At 62.5% G+C, this 20,772-nt stretch carries 21 protein-coding genes; 12 read left to right on the top strand and 9 right to left on the bottom strand.

The features are described from left to right. Position 1 precedes the first annotated feature (1 nt). The 7 genes from aroB to BN1136_RS11965 all read left to right on the top strand — a co-directional run bounded on the left by aroB (position 2) and on the right by BN1136_RS11965 (position 6,510). Positions 2-1,084 carry a 3-dehydroquinate synthase gene (gene aroB, locus BN1136_RS11935; RefSeq protein WP_043762115.1) on the top strand — a complete coding sequence of 361 codons (1,083 nt, stop codon included), beginning with the start codon at positions 2-4 and terminating at the stop codon, positions 1,082-1,084. Continuing rightward, positions 1,074-2,663: an SPOR domain-containing protein gene (locus BN1136_RS11940; protein ID WP_043762114.1), complete on the top strand. Its 1,590-nt coding sequence runs from the start codon at positions 1,074-1,076 to the stop codon at positions 2,661-2,663. The genes aroB and BN1136_RS11940 overlap by 11 nt, the downstream gene beginning before the upstream one ends. A gap of 70 nt (positions 2,664-2,733) precedes the next feature. Beyond that, the gene (locus BN1136_RS11945) at positions 2,734-3,606 is read left to right on the top strand and encodes a Dam family site-specific DNA-(adenine-N6)-methyltransferase (protein WP_043762112.1); all 873 of its coding nucleotides are present in this window, start codon (positions 2,734-2,736) and stop codon (positions 3,604-3,606) included. Between the two features lie 216 nt (positions 3,607-3,822). Beyond that, positions 3,823-4,494, top strand: a complete 672-nt coding sequence (gene rpe, locus BN1136_RS11950) for a ribulose-phosphate 3-epimerase (RefSeq protein WP_043762110.1) — start codon at positions 3,823-3,825, stop codon at positions 4,492-4,494. Continuing rightward, the gene (locus BN1136_RS11955) at positions 4,484-5,149 is read left to right on the top strand and encodes a phosphoglycolate phosphatase (protein WP_043762108.1); all 666 of its coding nucleotides are present in this window, start codon (positions 4,484-4,486) and stop codon (positions 5,147-5,149) included. The genes rpe and BN1136_RS11955 overlap by 11 nt, the downstream gene beginning before the upstream one ends. Positions 5,150-5,166: 17 nt before the next feature. Continuing rightward, positions 5,167-6,171, top strand: a complete 1,005-nt coding sequence (gene trpS / locus BN1136_RS11960; RefSeq protein ID WP_043762107.1) for a tryptophan--tRNA ligase — start codon at positions 5,167-5,169, stop codon at positions 6,169-6,171. A 123-nt stretch (positions 6,172-6,294) separates the two neighbouring features. Next, entirely contained in the window at positions 6,295-6,510 is a 216-nt protein-coding gene (locus tag BN1136_RS11965) for a hypothetical protein (protein WP_043762105.1), read from the top strand. A 247-nt stretch (positions 6,511-6,757) separates the two neighbouring features. On the opposite strand, the gene BN1136_RS11970 is transcribed toward BN1136_RS11965, so the two are convergent. The 6 genes from BN1136_RS11970 to kdgK all read right to left on the bottom strand — a co-directional run bounded on the left by BN1136_RS11970 (position 6,758) and on the right by kdgK (position 12,166). Continuing rightward, entirely contained in the window at positions 6,758-8,065 is a 1,308-nt protein-coding gene (locus BN1136_RS11970) for a TRAP transporter large permease (protein WP_043762104.1), read from the bottom strand. Positions 8,066-8,067: 2 nt separating this feature from the next. Continuing rightward, the gene (locus tag BN1136_RS11975) at positions 8,068-8,628 is read right to left on the bottom strand and encodes a TRAP transporter small permease (RefSeq protein WP_081843807.1); all 561 of its coding nucleotides are present in this window, start codon (positions 8,626-8,628) and stop codon (positions 8,068-8,070) included. A 52-nt stretch (positions 8,629-8,680) separates the two neighbouring features. Further along, entirely contained in the window at positions 8,681-9,691 is a 1,011-nt protein-coding gene (locus BN1136_RS11980) for a TRAP transporter substrate-binding protein (protein ID WP_043762103.1), read from the bottom strand. A 335-nt stretch (positions 9,692-10,026) separates the two neighbouring features. Continuing rightward, positions 10,027-10,500 carry a NanQ anomerase/TabA/YiaL family protein gene (locus BN1136_RS11985; protein ID WP_043762101.1) on the bottom strand — a complete coding sequence of 158 codons (474 nt, stop codon included), beginning with the start codon at positions 10,498-10,500 and terminating at the stop codon, positions 10,027-10,029. A gap of 90 nt (positions 10,501-10,590) precedes the next feature. After that, positions 10,591-11,211 (bottom strand): bifunctional 4-hydroxy-2-oxoglutarate aldolase/2-dehydro-3-deoxy-phosphogluconate aldolase, encoded by a 621-nt coding sequence (locus tag BN1136_RS11990; RefSeq protein ID WP_043762099.1) that lies wholly within the window; start codon positions 11,209-11,211, stop codon positions 10,591-10,593. After that, complete coding sequence (gene kdgK, locus BN1136_RS11995) at positions 11,195-12,166, bottom strand: 2-dehydro-3-deoxygluconokinase (RefSeq protein WP_043762098.1); 972 nt, start codon at positions 12,164-12,166, stop codon at positions 11,195-11,197. Before kdgK ends, BN1136_RS11990 begins: the two co-directional genes overlap by 17 nt. Positions 12,167-12,475: 309 nt before the next feature. Between kdgK and kdgR the strand changes: the two genes are divergently transcribed. Beyond that, positions 12,476-13,267, top strand: coding sequence for a DNA-binding transcriptional regulator KdgR (gene kdgR / locus BN1136_RS12000; protein WP_152552636.1), 792 nt, complete (start codon positions 12,476-12,478; stop codon positions 13,265-13,267). Between the two features lie 77 nt (positions 13,268-13,344). Here the strand turns inward: kdgR and BN1136_RS12005 are convergent, their stop codons facing one another. The 3 genes from BN1136_RS12005 to kduI all read right to left on the bottom strand — a co-directional run bounded on the left by BN1136_RS12005 (position 13,345) and on the right by kduI (position 15,604). Further along, complete coding sequence (locus BN1136_RS12005) at positions 13,345-13,860, bottom strand: YgjV family protein (protein ID WP_043762095.1); 516 nt, start codon at positions 13,858-13,860, stop codon at positions 13,345-13,347. A 63-nt stretch (positions 13,861-13,923) separates the two neighbouring features. Further along, positions 13,924-14,685 (bottom strand): 2-dehydro-3-deoxy-D-gluconate 5-dehydrogenase KduD, encoded by a 762-nt coding sequence (kduD, locus tag BN1136_RS12010; protein WP_043762093.1) that lies wholly within the window; start codon positions 14,683-14,685, stop codon positions 13,924-13,926. 82 nt (positions 14,686-14,767) lie between these two features. Beyond that, positions 14,768-15,604: a 5-dehydro-4-deoxy-D-glucuronate isomerase gene (gene kduI / locus BN1136_RS12015; protein WP_043762092.1), complete on the bottom strand. Its 837-nt coding sequence runs from the start codon at positions 15,602-15,604 to the stop codon at positions 14,768-14,770. Between the two features lie 464 nt (positions 15,605-16,068). Here kduI and BN1136_RS12020 point away from each other — a divergent pair, with 464 nt between their 5' ends. The 4 genes from BN1136_RS12020 to astD all read left to right on the top strand — a co-directional run bounded on the left by BN1136_RS12020 (position 16,069) and on the right by astD (position 20,772). Beyond that, complete coding sequence (locus tag BN1136_RS12020) at positions 16,069-16,650, top strand: aminodeoxychorismate synthase component II (protein ID WP_043762090.1); 582 nt, start codon at positions 16,069-16,071, stop codon at positions 16,648-16,650. A gap of 278 nt (positions 16,651-16,928) precedes the next feature. After that, positions 16,929-18,146: an aspartate aminotransferase family protein gene (locus BN1136_RS12025; RefSeq protein WP_043762089.1), complete on the top strand. Its 1,218-nt coding sequence runs from the start codon at positions 16,929-16,931 to the stop codon at positions 18,144-18,146. A 75-nt stretch (positions 18,147-18,221) separates the two neighbouring features. After that, positions 18,222-19,241 carry an arginine N-succinyltransferase gene (astA, locus tag BN1136_RS12030; RefSeq protein ID WP_042078978.1) on the top strand — a complete coding sequence of 340 codons (1,020 nt, stop codon included), beginning with the start codon at positions 18,222-18,224 and terminating at the stop codon, positions 19,239-19,241. 61 nt (positions 19,242-19,302) lie between these two features. Continuing rightward, on the top strand, positions 19,303-20,772 hold the full coding sequence (gene astD, locus BN1136_RS12035; RefSeq protein ID WP_043762088.1) for a succinylglutamate-semialdehyde dehydrogenase: 1,470 nt from the start codon (positions 19,303-19,305) through the stop codon (positions 20,770-20,772).

The following is a 20,772-nucleotide window of genomic DNA, read 5'->3' on the forward strand; positions in this document are numbered from 1 at the left end:
CATGGAAAGGTTGAAGGTCGAACTGGGTGAACGCAGCTACCGGATTGAGATAGCTGCTGGTCTGTTGCAACGTCCCGAGGTACTGGCGCAGACGATCAGGGGCAAGCGGGTCATGATAGTGACCAACACCGTGGTCGCGCCCCTGTATCTCGAGCAGATCATCCAGTTGTTGCCCGGCTTTCAGGTGGAACACCTGATACTGCCGGACGGCGAGGCCTACAAGACTCTGGCGACCTTCGAGCGGATCATGTCCGCTTTGCTGGAAACCAGCCATGGCCGTGACACCACCCTCATCGCTCTGGGGGGCGGCGTGATAGGCGACGTTGTGGGCTTTGCTGCGGCAAGCTATCAACGAGGCATTCCGTTTATCCAGGTGCCGACCACGCTGCTCTCCCAGGTCGACTCTTCCGTCGGCGGCAAGACCGCCGTCAACCATCCCCTCGGCAAAAACATGGTGGGCGCCTTCTATCAGCCCAAGCATGTGATCATCGACACCGACTGCCTCAAGACATTGCCGGCCCGTGAGTTTGCCGCCGGCATGGCCGAGGTGATCAAGTACGGCATCATCTGGGATGAGCCCTTCTTCTCCTGGCTCGAAGCCAACATGACGCGCCTGCAAGAGCTCGATGCCGATGCACTCTCCTACGCCATTCGCCGTTGCTGCGAGATCAAGGCCGAGGTGGTCGGGCAGGACGAGACCGAGCAGGGGGTGCGCGCACTGCTGAATCTGGGCCATACCTTTGGCCATGCCATCGAGGCAGAGCAGGGTTACGGTAACTGGCTGCACGGCGAAGCCGTAGCGGCGGGCACCATGCTGGCGGCGGACACGGCCCTGGCCCGTGGCGACATGACCGCAGAGGAAGTGGCGCGGGTCCGCGCCCTGTTGCTGGCGGCCAATCTGCCGGTGACGGCGCCGCCCGAGATGGACTTTGCCGCCTTCATTCGCCATATGCGCCGCGACAAGAAGGTGCTGGAAGGCAAGCTGCGACTGGTACTGCCGGTCGGGATCGGACGGGCACAGGTCGTGGCCGATGTGACGGATGCGCAATTGATGGCGGTGATCGAGTCTGGTCGTGACCACTAACAAACTGCTCAAACTGCCTTCCCAGCGGCAGCTGGTCGACCGGCTGCTGCACCTGATTGAGTTCAATCACCCCTTCATCTTCCTCTCTGGCAAACCGGGCAGCGGTCGTGGCACGCTCTGCGAGTCACTGCTTGCCCAGCTGCCCGAGTCGGTGCGGGTAGCGAGCCTCATCGGCAGCCCTGCCATGAAGATGGCAGATGTGCGCCAGCTGCTGCTGCAGCAGGTGGTGGTGCGTCCCCTGTTCAATCCTCAGGACGCGCTGGCGGACAGTTTCTTCCGCATGCTGGGCGACAAGCCCGCCAGCTTGCTGCTCATCATCGAGCGCGCCGACACGCTGCCTGCCGAGCTGGTGGGGGAGTTGTGGGCGCTCTGTCGTCACAATGACACCCTGGCTTCTCCCCATAAACTGGCCATCCTGCTCTCCGGCGGTGACGACTGGTGTCGCACCCAGAAGAGTGGCCTCAAGGGACGAGCCATGCCCGCCCTCGAGCTGGAGGTCGCGCCACTGAGCGCGCCGGAGCAGCGCATCTTCTTGTATGAAAAGGCCAAGGAGCTCAAGATACCGACGGCCCTCTTGCCCAAGCCGAAAGTGGAAGAGATCCTGAGTGGGGCGGGCGGACACCCTTCCGCCATCATGCAGTTACTGGAGGATATCATGACCGACAGAAGGCCCAAGAAACGTCCGGCCCCATTGCCCGTCAAGAAGATGGCAACCGTGCTTGCCCTGGTGGCGGCCGGCTTGCTGACCCTGAGTTACCTGCCCCTGTTCGATGAAGGGAGCAAGGATGATACCCAGGCATCGTCCCAGGGGATGGCGTTGCCCGACCCCGTCACGACGGATCCGCTGAACGTCGGCACGGCGAGTGCAGCCCAAGGCACCCAGGAGAGCGGCGCCAGCACCGGCACCTCGACAAGCAATCAGGTCGCCCGGGATTGGCAGTCCGATGCCAAGCCTTTGCCCAAGAAGGTCGAAAGCGAGACGGTCACCACGGAATCGACCAATTACGAGGGGCGCCGTGTGGTTATCTCCGACGAAGTGGTCGAGAAACTGATGAAGCAGCCCAGCGTCAGCGGCGCCCTGCCCACGACGGTGGTGGACGAGCTGGTGGGGGGCTCCCGGGCGGTGCCAACCCAGACGACGCAGCCCAATATGCAGCCCAATATGCAGACCAATGCGCAGACTAAGGCGCAAGGCAGCACGCCGCCAGCCAAACCGGCCGAGCAGGGGAGTGTGGCCAAGCCTGCTCCCGGCACGACGGCTGCGGCGCCGGCCCCCAGAGTGGCCTTGACGCCGGTCGCGACCCTCAACCAGAAGTCGAAGAGTCACTACAGCATTCAGCTGATGGGGGCGAGCAACACCAAGGCCGTCGACAGCTTCGTGGCGGAACACGGGCTGGCGGGCAAGGTCTGGGTCTACAAGACGAGTTTCCGTGGCAGTCCCTGGTATGTGGTGGTACAGGGAGACTACGCCAGCAGCACCCAGGCCAAGGCGGCTATTCGCAAACTCACCCCCGCCTTGCTGAAGGGACAACCCTGGCCCAAGTCATTTGCCCAGATACAAAAAGAACTGAAGCAATAGCCAGCCGCCCGGAGAAGGGGGTAGAATCACCCCCCTTTTTTGGGCATTGCCTTGTCAACACCGGATATCCATGAAAAAAACACGCGCGTTTTTAAAATGGGCCGGGGGAAAATACTCCCTGGTCGAAGAGATCGCCGAGCGCTTGCCGGCCGGGCGTGTGTTGCTGGAGCCCTTCGTCGGGGCGGGGTCCGTGTTCCTCAACACGGATTATGATGCCTATGTGCTCAACGACATCAATCCGGATCTCATCGGTCTCTACAACCATCTCAAGGAGCAGCCTGATCGCTTCATCGCCGAGGCGCGCAAGCTGTTCGTGGCCGAGCACAACCACAAGACCGCCTACTACCGTCTGCGCACCCAGTTCAACCAGGCCGAGGCCGGGTTCGAGCGTGCCCAGTTGTTCCTGTTCCTGAACCGCCACGGTTTCAACGGCTTGTGCCGTTACAACAAGAAGGGCGGGTTCAACGTTCCCTTCGGCTCCTACAAGAAGCCCTACTTCCCGGAGAAGGAGCTGTGGGCCTTCGCCGAGAAGGCGCAGAAGGCGACCTTCATCTGCGAGAGCTATGCCGATGCCATGGCGCGCGCCGAGGAAGACTGGGTGATCTACTGCGATCCCCCCTATGCCCCCCTCTCCACCACGGCGAGTTTCACCACCTACTCGGCGGGCGGCTTTACCCTGGACGATCAGGCCCTGCTGGCCCGGCTGGCACGCCATACCGCCGCCCACAAGGGGGTACCGGTACTCATCAGCAACCACGACATCGAGTTGACCAGGGAGCTCTATCGCGGGGCCCGGCTGGACGAGATCCTGGTCAAGCGCACCATCAGCCGCAACGGCGGCGGGCGCAACAAGGTGGCCGAGTTGCTGGCGCTCTATCCTCCTGGCATCGAGCCCGAGCAGGGCTATTATCCCGGCGAGGCGGAACTGGTCGTCGTCGGCTGAGTCATCAACGGTCCCTGCGGGGACCGTTGTCGTATCGGTGGCGTAGGCGGGGGATGGGGTTTGTGCGGTAGGGGCGTTGTCTGCCTCATTCGTGGGCCCTGTCTGCCGGCGGCAAGCACGGCGGCCTGTTTCCGTTGTAGATGCGGGTCGTTTTCATCGCCCTTTTGCGATAAAATTGCGCCGTTTTTTCTGCCACGCTGCCAATGGATGACGCTGATGAAAGACTTTCTGATTGCCCCCTCTATCCTCTCCGCCGACTTTGCCCGCCTGGGCGAGGACGTGGCCAAGGTGCTGGCCGCCGGAGCCGACGTGGTGCACTTCGACGTGATGGACAACCATTATGTCCCCAACCTGACCATAGGCCCCATGGTGTGCCAGGCCCTGCGCGACTACGGCATCCAGGCCCCCATCGACGTGCACCTCATGGTCAAGCCGGTGGATCGCATCGTGCCCGACTTCGCCAAGGCGGGTGCCAATCTGATCACCTTCCATCCGGAAGCCTCCGATCACGTGGATCGCACTCTGGGCCTCATCAAGGAGCAGGGCTGCCAGGCCGGTCTGGTGCTGAACCCCGCCACGCCGCTCACCTGCCTCGAATACGTGATGGACAAGCTGGACGTGATCCTGCTGATGTCGGTCAACCCGGGCTTCGGTGGCCAGAGCTTCATCCCCGGCACCCTCGCCAAGCTGCGCCAGGTGCGCCGTCTGATCGACGAGAGTGGCCGCGACATCCGTCTGGAGATCGACGGTGGCGTCAAGGTCGAGAACATCCGCGAGATCGCGGCCGCCGGTGCGGACATGTTCGTGGCGGGCTCCGCCATCTTCGGCAAGCCGGACTACAAGGCGGTGATCGACGAGATGCGGGCGGAGCTGTCCCATGTCCGTTGAGCGTCCCTTTGACCTGGTGCTGTTCGACCTCGACGGCACCCTGATCGACAGCGCTCCCCAGCTGGCGCTGGCGGTCAACCGTACCCTGGCGGATCTGGGTCTGGCCGAGGCCGACGAGGCCGTGGTACGCACCTGGGTCGGCAATGGCGCCGACAAGCTGATCCAGCGCGCGCTGGATTACCGCGAGGCGCCCACGCTGTTTGCCCGCGCCCGCGCCCTGTTTGACCAGCACTACCAGGCCTGCCTGCTGGAAGGGCTGGCCATGTATGAGGGGGTCGAGCAGAGCCTGCGTCGCCTGCAGACCCTGGGTTACCAACAGGCCGTGGTGACCAACAAGCCGAGCCACTTCGTGCAGCCCATCCTCGATGCCCTCGGCATCGGCGACTGCTTCGCCCTCTGGCTGGGGGGCAACTGCGTGCCCGTCAAGAAGCCGAGCCCGGAGCCGCTGCTGCACGCCTGCCACGAGCTCGGCGTCAGCCCCTCCCGCACCCTGATGGTGGGGGACTCCGAAAATGACGTGCTGGCCGCCCAGGCTGCCGGCATGAAGGTGGTGGGGCTCACCTATGGCTACAACTATGGCCGTCCCATTGCAGATTCCCGCCCGGACTGGGTATGCGAGCAGTTTGCACAGCTCGATGCCCTGCTGGCCGAATAACAAGGATCAACACATTCATGGCTAAACCAATCGTATTGAGCGGGGCCCAACCCTCGGGCCAGCTGACCATAGGCAACTACATGGGCGCCCTGCGCCAGTGGGTCAGCATGCAGGACGAGTTCGACTGCCTCTACTGCATCGTCGATCTGCACGCCATCACCACCCGCCAGGAGCCCGCCGCCCTGCGCAAGGCCTGCCTCGACGCCGCCGCCCTCTATCTGGCGGTCGGCATCGACCCGGCCAAGAGCACCGTCTTCATCCAGTCCCACGTGCCCCAGCACGCAGAGCTCGGCTGGATCCTGAACTGCTACACCCAGATGGGTGAACTTTCCCGCATGACCCAGTTCAAGGACAAGTCCGCCCGCTTCGAGAACAACGTCAACGTCGGTCTGTTCGGCTATCCGGTGCTGATGGCGGCGGACATCCTGCTCTACCAGGCCAATCAGGTGCCGGTCGGCAACGACCAGAAGCAGCATCTGGAGCTGACCCGCGACATCTGCACCCGCTTCAACAACCTGTACGGCGAGGTGTTCACCCTGCCGGAGCCCTTCATCCCGACCGAAGGGGCCCGGGTGATGAGTCTGCAGGATCCTACCAAGAAGATGTCCAAATCCGACGACAACGAGGCGAACTTCATCGGCCTGCTGGAAGATCCCAAGCAGATCGTCAAGAAGATCAAACGGGCGATGACCGACTCCGACGAGCCGGCTGTGGTGCGCTTCGATCCCGAGAACAAGCCGGGGGTCTCCAACCTGCTGACCCTGATGTCCGGGGTGACCGGTCGCTCCATCCCCGAGCTCGAGCAGCACTTCGAAGGCAAGATGTACGGCCACCTCAAGAGCGAGACGGCGGATGCTGTGGTCGCCTTGCTGGAGCCCATCCAGGCACGCTTCCGCGAGCTGCGTCAGGATGAGGCTCACCTGCAGGCCATTTTGGCGGCTGGCGCACAAAAGGCACGGGAAAGGGCTGAAAAAACCCTGGCCAGTGTATATGATGTCGTCGGCTTCGTTCCTCGAGCCTGACATACTGGGAAGGTGTAGTCGTAGAGAGCCGGGTATTTGCCTGGCTTTCTTTGTTTTACCCGTCCCCCGGTCTGTCGGTACATTTTTCAGCGTCACACACGGGCGATCGCCCCAAGAGAAAGCATGTCTGTCGAATCACATATCCTGACTGAAGAGCTGGGTGACAAGGGCCACTGGCTACGCAAGTTTCGCAAGGCCAAGAACCTCAACACCCTGCAGCTGATGGTCTCCAACGCCATCGACAAGCACCACAAGACCCCGGCCATCGCGGCAGCCATCTACCTGGCCGAGTGCCAGCGCGAGCGCGAGCTGGAACAGGGACGCCTGCTGGACCGTTGAGGTCTGCCTGACCGAGCATCCTCCGTGGCGGGCGTCTCTCCCCGCCGCTCAGTTTTCTGCCTTATCCTCTTCCGTGTGCCGTGTGCCGTGTGCCGTGTGCCGTGTGCATGCGCCAGCGCCCGTCCATATTCCCTGCCTGTTCTCTCTTCCTGCCAGCACCATCATGAAAAAAAACCGGGTGCATGGTGCACCCGGTTGATTTCCGATCTGGGTCGGCGACATCTTGCCACCGTGTCGTGCTCTGGCGTCAGTTGACCAGTCCCATCGCCTGGGGCAGTGCCATGGAGATGGCCGGCACATAGGTGACCAGCAGCAGCACCAGCGCGATGACCGCGAAGAAGGGCAGCAGCGGCTTGATGACCCCCTCAATCTTGATCTCCCCTATCTTGCAGCCGGTGAACAGGATGGGGCCGACCGGTGGTGTGATGGTGCCGAGGGAGAGGTTGAAGATCATCATGATGCCGAACTGCACCGGATCCATGCCGAACTGGGTGCAGATGGGCAGGAAGATGGGGGTGAAGATCAGCACCGCCGGGGTCGGGTCCATGAAGGTGCCCACCAGCAGCAGCACCAGGTTCATGATCAGCAGGATGAGCAGGAAGCTGTCGGTGAAGGAGAGCAGACCCGAGGCGATCAGCGCCGGGATCTTGGTGAAGGCCATCACCCAGGACATGATGGAGGAGGCCGCCAGCATCAGGATCACGATGGCCGTCATCTTGGCGGTCGCCAGGAAGATGGCGGGCAGGTCGGCCGCCTTGATGTTGCGGTAGCAGATGCCCAGGGCCAGGGAGTAGACCACGGCGATGGCGGACGCTTCGGTGGCGGTGAAGATCCCGCCCAGAATGCCGCCGATGACCACCACTATCATCATCAGGCTGGGTACCGCATCCAGCAGCAACTTGAGGTGCTGCCCCTTGAGGGAGCCCTTGTCTGCGACATAGCCGCGGCGCTTGGCGATGAAGCCGGCCACCAGCATGACCCCCAGACCCCACAGGATGCCGGGAATGTAACCCCCCATGAACAGGGCGGTAATGGAGACGCTGCCTGCCACTGTGGCATAGACGATCAGAGAGTTGCTGGGGGGGATCAGCATGCCGGTCGGGGCCGAGGCGATGTTCACCGCAGCGCTGAAGGCGGGGTCGTAGTTATCCTTCTTCTGGATCGGGGACATGATGCCGCCGATGGCCGCCGCGGAGGCGACGCCGGAACCGCTGATGGAGCCGAACAGCATGTTGGCCACCACATTGGTCTGGGCCAGGGGACCGGGCAGGAAGTTGCTGAGGATCTTGGCACAGTTGATCAGGCGGATGGCGATGCCGCCGTTGTTCATCAGGTTGCCGGCCAGGATGAAGAAGGGAATGGCCAGCAGGGCGAAGGAGTCCAGACCGACGAAGACCCGCTGGGCCGAGGTCAGGATGGCGCCGTCAAACGGCAGGATCAGCGCCATCGCCAGGAAGGAGGAGAGCCCGATGCTGATACTGATGGGGGCGCCGATGAACAGCAGGAAAAAGGCACCGATGAACATCACCAGCGCAACAACAACCGCAATATCCATGGTTACACCTTTTGCTTGAAGGAGAATTGCTTGGCCAACCCGTACTGGTTGTACAGGCAATAGAAGAGGGTCAGCGCGCCGCACAGGGGGATGGCGGCGTAGATGACCCCGACGGGGATCTGCAGCGCGGAGTCGAGCTGCCCCATCTGGCGATTCATGCCGATGTAGCCGCCCACCGTCAGGACCAGCAGGGCAAAGGCCGCGGTGGCCAGCTCGCCGAGCATCTCCATCAGGATGCGGACATTGTGGGGCATGCGATCGCGCATGAAGGTGATGGCCATGTGCTCGCGCAAGCCGAAGACATAGGCGCTCCCGATCAGCACCAGCCAGATGAAGAGGTAGCGGGAGAGCACTTCGCTCACCGCGCTCGGGCTGTTGAACAGATAGCGGGTCACGACCTGGTAGGTGACCAGCACGGTCATCACCCCCACGAGGGCGATGCAGAAATAGGCGACGGCGAGATCCACCCTCTGCTTGAACCTGGCCAGGGCGGCGCAGAAACCGCCCTGAAGGGGGTGCTCATGAGGTGCAGGGTGAGAAGCCGATGGGCGAGGGGATGTCATGATGGATCCTTATAGGAGGGGCCACCATGGCAGCCCCTGACTGCAGCAGGCATCAGTTGGCTAATGCGCGGATCTTGGTGAAGATGTCTTTCTGCTCCGGGGTGGTCAGCAGGGTCTCTTGCAGCGGCTTGCAGCGCGCCTGGAAGGGGGTGATGTCCACTTCGGTGAAGGTGGCCCCCTGGCTGGTGGCGTTCTGCTTGGCCGTTTCCAGCGCCTGGGCGAAGAGGTCGAACTCGGTCGCCGTACTCTCCTTGGCCAGCTTGCGGAAGGTGGCCTGATCGGCGGCATCCATCTGCTCCAGGAAGTTCTCGTTGACCACCAGTAGATCGGCCACCATCACGTGACGGGTGTAGGAGAAGTGGGGTGCCACTTCGTACTGCTTCAGGTCGGCGTAGGTGATCTCGTTGTTTTCAGCCCCGTCCAGAACCCCTTGCTGGATGGCGGAGTAGACCTCCCCCTGCCCCATGGGCACGCCGGTGCCACCCATGCAACCCAGCATCTTGACCATGGTGTCGGACTGCATGACGCGGATCTTCTTCCCTTTCATGTCTTCGGGCGTCTGGATGGGGGCACCCTTGACGTACATGCTGCGGGCGCCGGCGGTATAGGCGGTCAGTACCTCGAAGCCGTTGCCCTTGGTGGAGCTGAACAGGGCGCTCAGGGTATCGCCGGTAAAGACTCTGCGCTGGTGCTCCGGGTTGTCATAGATGTAGGGCATGGCGAGGACGGAGAAGTTCTTGTTGAAGTTCTCGACCAGGGGGTTGGCGACCACCGCCAGCTGGATGGCGCCGGACTGCACCAGCTCCAGCGCGGCACGCTGATCACCCAGCAGTTCGTTCGGGTGGATCTCCAGCTTGTACTTGCCGCCGGTGGCGGCTTCCAGTTTCTGGCTGAAGTCTTCGAGCGCCTTGAACTGGGGGTTGTGTTCGGACTGGTTGAACGCCGTCTTCAAGATCACGGGACCAGCAGCCTTGCTGTCTTCACCACATCCCGCCAGCAGCAGACTCGCGGCGACCACTGTGCCAATCAGAGACAACTTGGGCAGAGCATTCATTGTACGCATGTGTGACCCCTTCTGGGTTTGGTTATTTTGATGAGGCTCATGCTACGCGAATCCGGTGCCATTTCAGTGATCAAACTCAAGTTAATGAAATGGCGTTCCGGATTTGTGGAAATCAAAAATCAAAATTTGTGATTGCAGATTGCTGCCGGTATTGAAGGGCGATTCATTTGGGCTTTAGATGGCTTTTCTCGGGGGAGAAAAAGGGGAGCCTGGGCTCCCAAGGGACAACGGAAAGGGGGGAGAAAGTGCGGTGAGGGGAGGCCGGCTGACCGGCTTTGGCTCTGGGGCGGTCGGGAACACCGAACGCCCCTAGAACTTGGGAGCAGAGGGGCGCCTCACTGGGCGGCGAGCCACTCCTTGCAGATCTTGAACACGACCTTGCGGATCCTGGCCGGGGCGCCGACCTGGCAGGTGGGCCTGTGCACCTCGCCGGGGTAGAAGACGGCGAAGTCGCCGGCCGCCAGCAGCAGCCGGCTGGTGATCGCCGGGTTGTCCAAAAAGATAAGGTCGGGACGGGTCTCCTGATAGGCGTGGGGGGAGGGAACGGTGGGGCTGAGGGCGATCCCCTCCTGCCCGGACAGCACTATCTGGATATCCAGGTAGCGGTCGTGAAATTCGCTCCTCAGATTCGCCTCCTCGTCTGTGGTGGGGCTAGAGACGAGATAGAAGACGGCGTCGTCGATGACCTCGTGCCTGCCTTCCTCCTGCTGCTGCAGGCGCTGCAGGGAGAGCTCGGGACGGGAGAGGAGCCGCAGCAGGGCGGGGGGCAGCATGGCGATGTCGAGTTGCTTCAGGTTGCCAACGATCATGGGCAATGTCCTTGGGTGGGGCCATCGCCGCGGCGGGGATGGCGTCGGGAAACAGGGAAGGCGGGCCCGTTGCGGCGGGCCCGGCAGGGATCAGAGGGCCATCATGGCCTGCTTGGTAAGGGCACCAATCTTGTCCCATTCACGGTTGTCGATGAGGTTGGCGGGCACCATCCAGGTGCCGCCGCAGGCGAAGACCGCGGGCAGGGCGAGGTAGTCCTTCACATTGCTCGGGCTGATGCCGCCGGTGGGCATGAAGGAGACAGGGTAGACGGCGCTCATGGCCTTGAGCATGCCGAGCCCGCCGGAGGATTCCGCCGGGAAGAACTTGAGGGTGTTCAACCCGAGTTCCATGGCCTGCTCGACCAGGCTGGGGTTGTTGACACCGGGGATGATGGTCGCCCCGCGGGCCTGGCAGTATTGCACGATGCGCGGGTTGAGCCCCGGGCTCACGATGAAGTCGGCGCCCGCCTCGATGGCCTGGTCGACCTGGGCCGTGGTCAGCACGGTGCCGGCACCGATCAGCATCTGGGGGAAGGCCTGGCGCATGCGGCGAATGGCCTCGGCGGCGGCCGGGGTGCGGAAGGTGATCTCGGCGCTGGGCATGCCGTTCTCCATCAGGGTGCGGCCGAGGGCAACGGCGTCGTCGGCGTCCTGGATGGCGATGACGGGAATGACTTTCAGCAGGGCGAGTTGTTCAAGCAGTGTGGACATGGGAAACCTCGTTGGAGTGTTGGTCTGTCGTGACGGATTGCGGCATGGCTGCCAGGGGGATGATGGCGCCCCGATGTTGAATGACGGTGCTGGCCAGTTGATGGGCGTAGCGGGCCGACTCGGTCACGGGTTGCCCGGCCAGCCGGGTGGCGAGATAACCGGCGCTGAAGGAGTCGCCGGCCGCGGTCGTGTCGATCACGCGCGCCTTGGGCAGGGCCACGGCCGGCACCTCGCAGCGCTCCGCCTGGCGGACGATGAGGCAGGGCTCGGCGCCGCGCTTGATGACGATCTCGTCCACGCCAAGAGCCTGGGTCCGGGCCAGGCACTGGTCTTCATCGCTGTCGCCCCAGAGCGCCACGTCGTCATCCAGGGTCAGGAAGGCGAGATCGGTCAGGGCCAGCATGGCGCCATAGGTCTGCTGCGCGGCTTCCCGGCTCTCCCACAGGCGCGGGCGATAGTTGTTGTCAAAGGCGATCCTGACGCCGGTGGCGCGGCAGTCGGCCAGCAGCCGCAGCAGGGTCAGCCTGTCATCCGGTGACAGGATGGCGAGACTGATCCCGCTCAGGTAGATGTAGTCCACATCGTGCAACTGCTGGCAGATGGCGACGGCTTGCGGGGTCTGCAACCAGTAGCGTGCCGCCGCATCGCTACGCCAGTAGTGGAAGGTGCGCTCCCCCCTGTCGTCGGTCTCGATGAGGTAGAGGCCCGGCAGCTTGTGGCCGAGGCGCTGCACCAGAGCGGTGTGCACCCCCTCCTGTTGCCACTGCGTCAGCATGGCCTCGCTCATGGGATCGGTGCCGAGGGCGCTGACATAGTGCACCGAGACCTGTGGATTGGCCCGCGCCAGGTAGACGGCGGTGTTGAGGGTATCCCCTCCGAAATGGCGCACGATGCCTGCCTGGTTTTCCGACAGCTCGATCATGCACTCGCCGATGACGGCGACCTTGACTGACATAACTCCTCCCGCGTAATCCGCGTTGGTGACCTGGCCATTTTATTTAATGGCGCTTCAATAAAAAACTATTGAAACGTAATTTCATTAAATTTGTGACATTGGTCTTATGTCTGGCGGGAGAGAGGTTGTCCAGGGGGAGGCGAGGCGGCGGGAGGAGCGGGATGCGGTGGGACCCTGCGTGAGCAAGACCACATTCTCTACCTATAAATGATGGATTTGGCTGGATAATTGTCAGCATCCCTATGATGCCAGGTTCATTTTAAATACAATGAAACGGCCAACCATTTTTTTTGGAAATGAATCATGTCGATGATAGACAACTCACCAGAATCGGTGTCATCGGTACTCAAGGTATTCGGCATACTGCAGGCGCTGGGGGAACAGAAAGAGATCGGGGTGACCGAGCTCTCCCAGCGGATCATGATGTCCAAGAGCACCGTCTACCGCTTCTTGCAGACCATGAAGACCCTGGGGTACGTCTCCCAGGAGGGGGAGACGGACAAGTATGCCCTCAGCCTGAAGCTGTTCGAGCTCGGTGCCAAGGCGCTGGAGCACCAGGATCTGGTGCAGATTGCCGACGAGCAGATGTACCGTCTCGGCAAGCAGACCAAAGAGACCCTGCACCTGGGGATGCTGGACGAAGACAGCATCGTCTACCTGCACAAGATCGACTCCGAATACAACCTGCGGATGTACTCCCGCATCGGCCGCCGCCGCCCGCTCTACAGCACCGGCCTTGGCAAGGTGATGATGGCCTGGCTGCCGGAGACCGAGGTGCGCGCCATGCTGGCGGGCGTGACCTTCGAGCGCTTCACCGAGCACACCCTGGCGGACGTCGATGCCCTGCTGGTGGAGCTGGCCCAGGTGCGCGAGCAAGGCTATGCGGAAGACAGGGAAGAGATGGAACACGGTCTGCGCTGTTTTGCGGTGCCCATTTACAGCCGCATGGGGCGGATCATCGCGGGGCTCTCCCTGTCTCTGCCCTTGGTGCGCTTCCACGAGGAGGACAAGGCCTCTCTGGTAGCTCAGCTGCATGAGGCGGCGGCCAGGATCTCTGCCGGTCTCGGCTTCCACGACTACCCCTTCGGCCATCGCGGCTGAGGCGGCTTCATCGCAATGCAAAAGAGCAGGCTCCGGCCTGCTCTTTTTGTTTCTGCCCCGGCATCTGGCTCTGGTACTTATCCCCGGGCGTCCTGGGGGGCGGTCTTGTAGAGCCGGAAGATGGTGTGGCTGTTGATGACGAAGAAGATGCTCTCCTGCAGGATGCCGCCGATGGAGCCCGCCCAGATATTGTGGGTCAACCAGCAGACGGTGCTGCACAGCATGCACAGCCTCATGGCGACGCCGTTCAGGCGAAACAGGGCATAGGTGCTGAGGGTCGTGCCGATCAGGGTGAGTATCTGGACCGGGTGGCCAATCTGGGGAATGACCAGCAGCCAGGCCAATGTCAGAAACAGCACCATGACACCTAGGCCGCGGTAGTAACCGGACACCCAGTTGCGCACCGCACAGAGCAGGCAGTTGATGGCGGCCACCGAGGATCCCAGCAGCAGAAAGTGCAGCCCCATCAGGGTGCCATTGAGGGTGAGGTGGAGCCGAAGCTTGCTGTCCTGGCGCTGCATGAACGCCGTGGCACCCACCAGGCAGGCCAGCAGGCCGACCCCCTGGGCAAACCAGAGACTGTCGAGGAACATGGTGTCTTCCTGTCAGAGCAACGACAAAAGGCGCCGGGTGGCGCCTTGTCTATGAAACGGGGATCAACGGGCCAGCCAGCCACCGTCCACGGCGACGGTGTAGCCGTTGATGTAGTCCGAGGCGGAGGAGGCCAGGAACACCACGGGGCCCATCATGTCGTCCGGCACACCCCAGCGACCCGCCGGGATCCGCTCCAGGATGGCGGCGTTGCGGTCATCGTCGGCACGCAGGGCGGCGGTGTTGTTGGTGGCCATGTAGCCGGGGGCGATGGCGTTGACGTTGATGCCCTTGCTCGCCCACTCGTTGGCCAGCAGGCGGGTGATGCCCATGACGCCGCTCTTGGAGGCGGTGTAGGAGGGCACCCGGATGCCACCTTGGTAGGAGAGCATGGAGGCGATGTTGACGATCTTGCCACCCTCGCCCTGGGCCATGAACTGCCTGGCCACCGCCTGGGACATGAAGAAGACGCTCTTGATGTTGATGTTCATCACATCGTCCCAGTCCTTCTCGCTGAAGTTGATGGCGTCTTCCCGGCGGATGATGCCGGCGTTGTTCACCAGCACGTCGACGCGACCAAAGTGGGAGACCGCCTGATCCACCAGCGCCGGCAGGGTGTCCACCTTGCTGACATCCGCCTTCAGGCTCAGGAAGCGGCGACCGATGGCCTCGACCTTGGCGATGGTGTCGGTGGGCTCGACGATGTTGATGCCGACGATGTCACAACCCGCCTCGGCGAGTCCCAGAGCCATGCCCTGGCCCAGACCGGTGTCGCAACCGGTGACGATGGCGACCTTACCTTTCAGATCGAATGCATTGAGAATCATGTTGTTACCTCTAAGCCCCGGGAGGGCGTGGGATTAAGTGTCTCGCAGGAGCCGCCTGGGCGGCTCGCGAGGGGGAAGCCGGTCAGCGCAGGTCCTGGACGGCGACATGGTCCATGTCACCGAACACCTGGTTCTCGCCCACCATGCCCCAGATGAAGGTGTAGGCCTGGGTGCCGACGCCGGAGTGAATGGACCAGCTCGGGGAGATGACGGCCTGTTCGTTGTGCACCAGCAGGTGACGGGTCTCGTCCGGCTTGCCCATCATGTGGAAGACGGCGGCGTCTTCCTTCATGTTGAAGTAGAAGTAGACCTCCATGCGGCGCTCGTGGGTATGGCAGGGCATGGTGTTCCACAGGCTGCCCTCTTCGAGCTGGGTCATGCCCATGACGAGCTGGCAGGTCGGCAGCACGTCCGGCACCAGGTACTTGTAGATGGTGCGACGGTTGCTGGTAGCCGCATCCCCCAGGGTGGCCGGAGAAGCCTGATCCTGGGTGACCTTGCGGGTCGGGTAGCGGGTGTGGGCCGGGGCGCTGTTGTAGTAGAACTTGGCCGGCTGGGCGGCATCCACGCTGGCGAAGCTCAGCTCGCGGGCACCCTGGCCGACGTAGAGGGCCTCGGCCTTGCCCACTTCATAGGTTGTGCCATCCACCACCACCAGGCCGGGGCCGCCGATGTTGATGAGGCCGAGCTCGCGCCGCTCCAGGAAATAGGTGACCCCGAACGCCTTGCCGAGTTCGTCGGAGAAGGTGAGCGGTGCATCGAGGGGCATGATGCCGCCGAACACGATGCGATCGATGTGGCTGTAGGTCATGGTCAGCTGGTTCGGGGTGAAGATCTCCTCCACCAGAAACTCACGGCGCAGGCCCTGGGTGTCGAGCTGTTTGGCGTGATCGCTGTGGATGCTTTGACGAGTTTGCATGTTGAACCTCAGTGCCTGGCCGCAAGCGGCATGGATGACGATATGTCGGGAAATCCTGTCGTTGAAGGCACGATAGCAAAATGAAAAACTGCGATCAAATTAAAATGAAACTTCGTTTTATGTTTTTGCGATGAAGATTGCAGTTTTGAATTTCAAGGGGGCGTCTCGCCATTCACCATGGTATGCGGGCCGGCTCGTCGCCGATCCTTGTCAGGCCGCAGCGCCTCGCCCCGTCGTCGCCACAGGAGGCACCTGACCGTGACGAGGTGCGAGCATCACGACAAGGAAGAGGAGGGGCGATCCCGGCCGCAAGGGGCCGGCCGCCCAGGGCGGCCCTGCCGGCGGTTATCGGGCCGCAGGCGTTTATTAACCGGGGCAGACGTGCCAGAATGCGCGGCGTTTGTCTGCCGACGCTCGCAATGGGCTGTCCGATCACCGTCTCTGTTTACTCCCAGGGTTTTTGCATGCTGCTACTCATCGACAACTACGACTCCTTTACGTGGAACCTGGTGCAATATTTTGGTGCCCTGGAGCAGGAGGTGCTGGTGAAGCGCAACGACGAGCTGAGCCTGGAGGAGATAGCCCGGCTTGCCCCCCGCCATCTGGTGATCTCCCCCGGCCCCTGCACGCCGAACGAGGCGGGCATTTCACTGGCGGCCATCTCCCGTTTTGCCGGCGAGATCCCCATTCTCGGCGTCTGTCTCGGCCACCAGTCCCTGGCCCAGGCGTTCGGCGCCCGGGTGGTGCGTGCCCGCCAGGTGATGCACGGCAAGACTTCTCTCATCCGCCATCGGGGGGAGGGGGTGTTCAGGGGGCTCAACAACCCGCTGCGGGTGACCCGCTACCACTCTCTGGTGGTGGAGGCGCAGACGTTGCCGGATTGTTTCGAGGTCACCGCCTGGAGCGAGCACGCCGATGGCAGTCGGGACGAGATCATGGGGCTGCGACATAAAACACTGGCGCTGGAAGGGGTTCAGTTCCATCCGGAGAGCATCCTGAGCGAGCAGGGCCACCAGCTATTGGCCAATTTTTTGGCCGTTTCCTGAAAAAATTGTGACGTGCGCCTCAAAATCGAGATGAGGCGAAAAAAATTTTCCCTGACACTTTATTCACCCTCCTCCCTGTCCAAATTATCTCTTGCCAACACCCCCTGAGCCGTTATGCAATGCGGTTGCCTAAAATCTCACGGGCAATCGAACAATGTTCCTCATAGGCGGTCAAGTTACAGACTTTTTACTTTTTTTCTGTGATAATTCCGCCACGTTTACACGGATTTAACTTTTGGGCGGTGGATTATTCTGCCGCGGGATAGCAGGAGAGCAATATGTCAGAGTTGTTGGCAGTGACACGTGAAGTGTTTGATGAAGTGATGGTTCCCAACTATGCGCCGGCCAAGATCATTCCGGTCCGCGGCGAGGGATCACGTGTCTGGGATCAGGAAGGCCGCGAGTATGTCGACTTCGCGGGCGGGATCGCGGTCAATGGCCTGGGCCATTGCCATCCCAAGCTGGTCGAAGCCCTGAAAACCCAGGGTGAGAAGCTGTGGCACCTCTCCAACGTGATGACCAACGAGCCGGCCCTGCGCCTGGCCAAGAAGCTGGTCGCCGCCACCTTCGCCGAGAAGGTCTATTTCTGCAACTCCGGTGCCGAAGCGAACGAAGCCGCCCTCAAGCTGGCCCGCCGCTACGCCATCGAGAAGTTCGGGGCCCACAAGACCCAGATCATCGCCTTCCACCAGGGCTTCCACGGCCGTACCTTCTTCACCGTCAGCGTCGGCGGTCAGGCAGCCTACTCCGATGGCTTCGGTCCGAAGCCGGCCGACATCACCCACGTGGCCTACAACAACCTGGAAGAGCTGGCCTCCGTCATCTCCGACAATACCTGTGCCGTGGTGATGGAGCCGCTGCAGGGGGAAGGTGGCATCATTCGTCCCACCGACGAGTTCGCCCGTGGCGTGCGCGAGCTGTGCACCAAGCACAACGCCCTGCTGATCTATGACGAAGTGCAGTCCGGTGTCGGCCGTACCGGCGAGCTCTATGCCTATATGGGTCTGGGCGTCACGCCGGACATCCTCACCAGCGCCAAGGCGCTGGGCGGCGGCTTCCCCATCGGCGCCATGCTGACCACCACCGAGATCGCGGCTCACCTGAAAGTGGGTACTCACGGCTCTACCTACGGCGGCAACCCGCTGGCTTGCGCCGTGGCCGAAGCGGTGCTGGACGTGGTCAACACCCCGGAAGTGCTGAGCGGCATCAAGCAGCGCGAGCAGCTGTTCCGCCAGGGTCTGGAAGCCATCAACGCCAAGTACCACTGCTTCAGCGAAGTGCGCGGCCAGGGTCTGCTGCTGGGCGCCGTGCTGAACGATGACTTCAAGGGCCGCTCCCGCGACTTCCTGCTGGCCTCCGTCGATCAGGGCCTGCTGGCGCTGGTTGCGGGCACCAACGTGGTGCGCTTCACACCGTCCCTGGTGATCCCGGAAGCGGACATCAAAGAAGGTCTGGCCCGGTTCGAGAAAGCAGTCGCCCAGGTGGTCAACGCCTGAGGCTAGTTGAGGTGGGGAACCCGCCCGGCAGGAGCCGGGCCCCCACCTGTCGTCAATGAAAGGGAGTTGTCATTTATGTTGGTTATCCGTCCTATCGAGCAGCGCGACTTCGCCGGCCTCAAAACCTGTGCCATCGAATCCGGCACCGGCATGACTTCACTGCCGGTCAACGATGAGTTGCTGCAACGCAAGATCGATGCCTCGACCCAGACCTTCCTGGACAAACCGGCCGGCAAGGGAGATTGTCTCTACTTCTTCGTGGCCGAGGATCTGGAAACGGGCGAGATGGTCGGCACCTGCGCCATCGACGCCGCCGTCGGCCTGTCCCAACCGTTCTACAACTATCACATCGGCAAGGTGGTGCACTCGTCACCCAAGCTCGGCATCTACAACGTGGTGGAGACACTCACCCTCTCCAACGACTACACCGGCAATTCCGAGCTCTGCACCCTGTTCCTGCGTGAATGTGCCCGCGAGGGGCTCAATGGCCGCCTGCTTTCCAAGCACCGTTTCCTGTTCATGGCCGAGCACCCCGAGCTGTTTGACAGTACCGTCTTTGCCGAGATGCGTGGCGTCTCCGATGGCAACGGTCACAGCCCCTTCTACGAGTGGCTGCAAAAGCATTTCTTCTCGATGGATTTCCCCACCGTCGACTATCTGACCGGCATCGGCAAGAAGCGCTTCATCGCCGAACTGATGCCCAAGTACCCCATTTACGTGAACCTGCTGAGCAACGAGGCGCGCGCCGTCATCGGCCAGACCCATGAAAAGACCCGTCCGGCCATCAAGATGCTGCAGGACGAAGGCTTCGTGAACCGCGGCTATGTCGACATCTTCGATGCCGGCCCCACCGTCGAGTGCGAGGTGAAGAACATTCGCAGCGTGCGCCGCAGCCAGAAGCTGGCGGTGCTGGTGGGCGAGCCCATCGGCGGCCACACCTACCTCATCTGCAACGCCAGGTTCGAACAGTACCGTGCCTGCTACGGCAACATCCGGGTCGATCTGGACAAGCACGAAGCCATCATTCCGCCCAAGATGGCGGCCGCCCTCAAGGTGGAAAATGGCGACATGGTACGGGTCGTCGATCTGGAATAACGGGTAAATCCGCATTGAGACAGGCTGCCGAGGCGGCCTGTGCACCACAGGGAGTGAATTGATGATGTCTTTAGTCCAGTTTATCGATGGCCAGTGGCTGGCCGGTGAAGGCAAGCCGTTCGAATCAAAAGATCCGGCCAGGAATGAAGTGATCTGGCACGGGGAAGCCGCCAGCCAGACCCAGGTCGATGCCGCTGTCAAGGCCGCCCGCAGCGCCTTCTACCATTGGTCCGATCTGGCCCTCGAGGAGCGTCTGGCCATCGTGCGCCGCTACGCCGACCTGCTCGGCGAGCACAAGGAGGCGCTGGCCCTGACCATCGCCCGGGAAACCGGCAAGCCCCTGTGGGAGACCCGCACCGAGGTCGCCGCCATGCAGGGCAAGATCGCCATCTCCATCCGCGCCCATGACGAGCGCACCGGCACGGTCGAGAACCCCATGCCGGGCGCCAAGGCGTTCGTGCGCCACAAGCCCCACGGCGTGGTCGCCGTGTTCGGCCCCTACAACTTCCCGGGCCACCTGCCCAACGGTCACATCGTTCCGGCGCTGATCGCCGGCAATACCGTGGTGTTCAAACCCTCCGAGCTGACCCCCATGGTCGCCGAGGCCATGGTCAAGGTGTGGCAGGAGGCGGGGCTGCCCAAGGGCGTGCTCAACCTGGTGCAAGGGGAAGTGGACACCGGCAAGGCGCTGGCCGGCAATCCGGACATCGACGGCCTCTTCTTCACCGGCTCGTCCCGCACTGGCCACTTCCTGCACCAGCAGTTTGCCGGTCAGCCGGGCAAGATCCTGGCCCTGGAGATGGGCGGCAACAACCCCCTCATCGTCAAGGACGTGAGCGACATCGACGGTGCCGTGCACGCCATAGTGCAATCCGCCTTCATCACCTCGGGCCAGCGCTGCACCTGTTCCCGTCGCCTGTTCGTCGAGCGCGGCGAGCGGGGCGATGCCCTGGTCAAGCGGCTGGTGGACGTGGTCGGCCAGATCAAGGTCGGTCTCTATGATGCCGCCGAGCAACCCTTCATGGGCGCCATGATCAGTGAGCGCGCAGCGCTGGGCATGGTCGAGGCCCAGGCCAACCTGCAGCGCCTCGGTGGCGAGAGCCTGCTCTCCCTCAAGCACCTGGAAGCGGGTACCGGTTTCGTCTCCCCGGGCATCATCGACGTGACCGCGGTCAAGGCGCTGCCGGACGAAGAGTACTTCGGCCCGCTGCTGCAGCTCATTCGCTACGACGACTTCGACGCCGCCATCGACCAGGGCAATGCCACCAGCTTCGGCCTCTCGGCCGGTCTGCTGGGCGACAACGAGGCGGACTGGAACCACTTCTTCAAGCGGATCCGCGCCGGCATCGTCAACTGGAACAAGCCCATCACGGGCGCCTCCAGCGCCGCGCCGTTCGGCGGCATCGGAGCCTCCGGCAACCACAGGGCGAGCGCCTACTACGCCGCCGACTACTGTGCCTACCCGGTTGCCTCCGTCGAGGACAGCAAGGCCGCCATGCCGGAGCAGCTGTCTCCCGGCCTGACCTTCTGA

The sequence above is a fragment of the Aeromonas taiwanensis genome, assembly GCF_000820165.1.
GTDB classification, from domain to species: domain Bacteria; phylum Pseudomonadota; class Gammaproteobacteria; order Enterobacterales; family Aeromonadaceae; genus Aeromonas; species Aeromonas taiwanensis.